This window comes from Thermogutta sp., from assembly GCF_014359955.1.
Lineage (GTDB): Bacteria > Planctomycetota > Planctomycetia > Pirellulales > Thermoguttaceae > Thermogutta.
Genome location: NZ_JACIYL010000348.1, coordinates 1 through 4379, shown reverse-complemented (window position 1 = coordinate 4379; position 4379 = coordinate 1). Strand labels below are relative to the sequence as shown.

The window sequence follows — 4379 nt, the reverse complement described above, 5'->3', positions numbered from 1 at the left end:
TAAAGGTCAAAGAAGTGGAAACTGCGAGTGCGCTTTCGAAGGTCCCTACATCCACGAAACGACACTCGGTCTTTTGCTCACACTTTTCCTGTACGTCCGGGAGTCTGACAAACTCCCTGAGGAATCGCGGCAATTGCTCAGCCAATTGTTGGGAGCGGAGCCCCTCGCTGGACGGCCGCCGATGCGACTTTACGCCGTGACCGGCAAGCCCGGCCAAGCATTCAAAATGAATACACTCTGCGAATTCTCCCAGCTCCATCGTCTGTTTCGGTTCTATGAAAAATGGATAGAAATCATTCAGGGTTTAAACCTGAAAGGCGACAAGCCCCACCAACGTCTGGAAAAAATCTTCGGGCAATTTTATGCCCGGCAGGGTAAAAAGTGCGAAACTCTGTGGCGGGACAAAATCGCCTGGGCGATCCTCGAGTTCTCTGACCCCACACCCTTCATCGAACAATTCCTCTTCGATGTGTGTGCCCGCGCTGAAGAGTCAGACAGGCATTCCCGCGGGCTGCTTCACGGAACACTGAACGTGCTGATTCCCTATCTCGTGGAGGTCATGCAGATGGATGAGAGATTTCAAAAAGTCCTGGCCGGCTTTGGACATTCGCTCGGCACGAAGGCTTCCGAAAAAAAGGAAATGGGCCTGCTCTATGCCCTTCGTAACGCCAAGAATCCCGAGGAGTTCTATCGTGTCCTCAATGACGCCCAGTTCCGCCTGCAAATCACCGTGCCCGGTGATCTGCTCCGCATCGAGCGTCAGGAGCGCATCGCCGGTGTGCCCTGGGTTCGGGTGAAAACCCTCCTCGCCATCTATGCGATGAATGCCTATCTCCGCAAGGGGAAAGAAACGACTGAAGACGCTAATGATTCTGACTTGACCACTCAGGAGGTTAACGCATGAGCAAGGCGATTGTCATTGGATACCTCACAAAAGTGTCGGCTGCCAACATCAACGCTTCCCATAACGAAGGGAACGTGATGGTCACCAAGAAAGTGACCCTGCCCGATGGAAGTACCCTGCCCTATATCTCCGGTCAGGCCCTGCGCCGGATGCTCCGTGATCGTCTGGAAGAGCTGGGATATCCGCTCTCGGAACCGTTCTGCCAGGTCAGCGGCCAGCAGGTGACGCCGCCGGTTCGTCCCTGGGAATTCGTCGATGAGGACCTCTTCGGCTACCTCGATCCGTCGCCCACCAACAGCCACCGGCGGACGTCCCCCGTCCGCGTCTCGGCCGCCGTCGGTCTGTTCCCCTTCCAGGGCGATCGCGATCTCGGCACCCGCTCGTTCGAAAAATTCGGGCAAAAGATGGAAAGCGGCGGGAATATGTTCGAAACCGAGCTTTACGCCAACTTGTTCAAAGGGAGCGTGCTCGTGGAGCTGGATCGGGTCGGTGTGTTCCGCAACCTGGAAGTGGACGTGAAAAAGGCCCCCACCCAACTCGAGGAAAGAAACTCAGGAAACGGACGCATCGAAAAAGTCCTGCCCGCTGAGGAGCGACGCAAGCGCCTCCAGGCCCTCCTGGAAGCCTTCAACATCCTCTGGGGTGGAGGCCGCACCGCCCGCATGCTGGCCGATCTCTCCCCCAAATTCCTGGCCTATGCCCGTCTGTCCGTGAAACATCCCGTGTTTCTGGAAGCCCTTTCCGCCGAGTATGAAAACGGCAAATACCTTCTGCACACGGCGCCCATCGTTGCCGCACTCAAAAAATTCGAAGGCCGCTGCGAGAAACTGATCTTCGGCCTGGAAGAGGATATCTTCGGAAATGCCGAAGAAGTCAAACAGATCCTCCAGAATTATGGTGAAGTACTCAGCACACACGAGGCAATCAACCAGGCCAAGAAAGATGTGGAAACGCTATGGAGCCAGTCCTGATCGTCAGTGTCTCGGCGCCGGTGGCCTCCTTCCGGCGACCGCTCGACCATAATTACCAGCGGACCCTCCCGCTTCCACCGCCGACCACCCTCCTGGGAATCGCAGGGGCAGCCCTCGGGCTGTCGGATCGCGAACTGTGGGATCCCCAGGCCGGATGGAGCAACCTGAGGGTCTCCGCGTGGATGGATGAGCCCCCAGGCCGAGCCCGGGATATGTGGACCGTTCTCAAAATCATCAGCGGTAAACTCGGAGAACGCTCGCCGTACTTTCGCGAACTCCTCTTTTATGTTCGCTACAAACTCGCCTACGGTGGAATGGCATCCCAGCTGGACGAGCTCGCCAGGGCGTTTCGCGATCCCGTCTTTCCACTCTCCCTGGGCCGGGATGATGAGCTGATGTTTGTCGAGGGCGTCACGCTTTCCCAGGCGGAACCCGGTGACTCGGTTTTCGGCGGCACCATCCTTCCCTGCGATATCCGCAAAATTCCCAGGCTCAAGCCGGCCCTGGCCCCGGGAACGGCTTTCGAACCACCCCTCGTGGAACGCCTTCCCGTTTCCTTTGAAGTCGATAAGAAGGGCGTCCGCCATCCTCAAAAACTCCAGTTTTTCAGTTTTCTGCCGCCGGGCGTTCAATTAGAAGTCCCCAATCTCGGTCCTCTAAAGTTCGCTGGGCAGAACTTCGTATGGCTCAACTCCTCGCCAAACCAGACACTCCCCTGATCGACCATCTCCAGGCAGTGGTGGATCTGGCGGTCCAGCTCGCCGACCGCCTCCAGCTTTCCTCACCGCTCAAGACCAAGGCCGTCCTCGCCGCGGCGCTCCATGACGTGGGGAAAGCCACCCCCGATTTCCAGGACCACCTCCTTAAGAAGACTTCCCACGCTTTTCCCCACGCCCTCACCGCGCTGCCTTTCGCCCTGCTAATAGAAAATGCCGTCAACCGCCACCTGGGCATCTCACTTCAACAGTATGAAGTCACCGCCGCCGTGCTCTCGCATCATTCCCCCTTGTCACCAAATCTCTACAGAACGTACACGGACTGTCGGCCTCCCCAATTTCACCCGGATATCGAGACGCTCCTCCGCGACCTTGCCTCGCTCCTGACCCGCCTCGGCGTGCCGATCGATATTGCCCCTGACACTCTTCTCCAGAAAGCCGCTTCGCTTCTTGAGAACCCCGCTCGCATCCTGGAAAGCCGCTACAAAATTGGCCAGGAAAACAGATCCTTCCGCGGCATTTTGCAAGCTTCGCCCGTGGAGAATTTCGCCCCCATCAAGTGCGTCCTGCAACTCGCCGATTGGACCGCCTCGGCCGGCAAGGCTGATACCACCTGCATCTTCCTTGACCGAACCGAGGAACTGGTCCGCCAGCACACGACGGGCCTTCCCGGTTCGCTTCGCCACTTTCAACAGGTCGCTGCCGCCAGTACCGCGCAGCCGGTGCTCTGGCTCCGCGCCCCCACCGGCTCCGGCAAGACGGAAGCCCTCCTCCTCTGGGCATCCAATGCATCCCGGATTCTCTACCTCCTTCCCACCCAGGCCACCACCAACGCCATGTGGCGTCGGCTGAGCAGAATTTTCGGTGAGGACAACGTGGGACTCGCCCACGGGCGGGCGGCCTACTTTCTGCGCGAAGAATCCGAGGAAGACCCCCTCGACGCCCGGCTCTTCGGTTCCGTCTTTGCCAAACCCGTTACCGTTGCCACGCTGGACCAGTTCCTCCTCGCCCATCTCCACTGCCGGCACTGGGAAATCCGTCGCACCCTCGCCCGACACAGCGCCGTCATCCTCGATGAGATCCACGCCTACGAGCCGTACACCCTCGGGCTGCTCCGCAGGGCCCTGCAAAAAGAGCCGCCGCAACGCCTTGCCCTGGCCAGCGCCACCCTGCCCGATGGCCTCCTCACGCTTTTCCCCACCGGCCAGCTCGTGGAAGCAGAACCCGAACTCTGGGCCAAACAGCGTCACCAGGTCGCCTGCGCTTCGGGAACACTGCTCGAAGACGGCGTCCATCACGCCCTTCGCCTCGCCGAAGAAGGACGCTCCGTGCTCATCGTCGCCAACACGGTCCGCGATGCCCAAGAAATCTTCCGCCGCCTCAAGGCCCGGTGCGACGACCGCCCGCTCACCCTTCTCCACTCCCGCTTCTGCCTCCGCGACCGTCGCATCAAGGAAAAGCACATCACCAGCCCCAGCCCGGGGGCCATCCTGGTCTCCACACAGGTCGTCGAGGTCAGCCTGGACATCTCCTACGACGCCATGCTCACCGAAGTTGCCCCGCTGGACGCCCTCGTCCAGCGGCTTGGCCGCGTCAACCGCTATGGCAGCATACCGCCCGCACCGGTGACAGTCTATCAAGCACCCTCGCAGGGGACCGAGCGGATCTACGGAAGGCAGATCCTCGCCTGGAGCCAGGAACTGCTCCAATCCCTCTCGCCCACGCCCACCGATGCCCAACTGCGACAAATCGTCGCCGAGCTCTATGATCAAATCACCACTTCTGCGG

Annotated in this window: 4 protein-coding genes; all 4 read left to right on the top strand. The window is 59.7% G+C overall.

Annotated elements, in window-relative coordinates; genetic code table 11:
* The coding region (locus tag H5U08_RS11110; protein ID WP_297032990.1) for a hypothetical protein at window positions 1–904 on the top strand (904 nt) is incomplete at its 5' end.
* On the top strand, window positions 901–1875 hold the full coding sequence (gene cas7i, locus H5U08_RS11105; RefSeq protein ID WP_297032989.1) for a type I-B CRISPR-associated protein Cas7/Cst2/DevR: 975 nt from the start codon (window positions 901–903) through the stop codon (window positions 1873–1875). The genes H5U08_RS11110 and cas7i, both read left to right, overlap by 4 nt.
* Window positions 1860–2594 carry a CRISPR-associated protein Cas5 gene (locus H5U08_RS11100; protein WP_297032987.1) on the top strand — a complete coding sequence of 245 codons (735 nt, stop codon included), beginning with the start codon at window positions 1860–1862 and terminating at the stop codon, window positions 2592–2594. Before cas7i ends, H5U08_RS11100 begins: the two co-directional genes overlap by 16 nt.
* Window positions 2558–4379, top strand: a 1822-nt coding sequence (gene cas3, locus H5U08_RS11095; RefSeq protein ID WP_297032985.1) for a CRISPR-associated helicase Cas3', incomplete at its 3' end; no start/stop codon positions are given. The genes H5U08_RS11100 and cas3, both read left to right, overlap by 37 nt.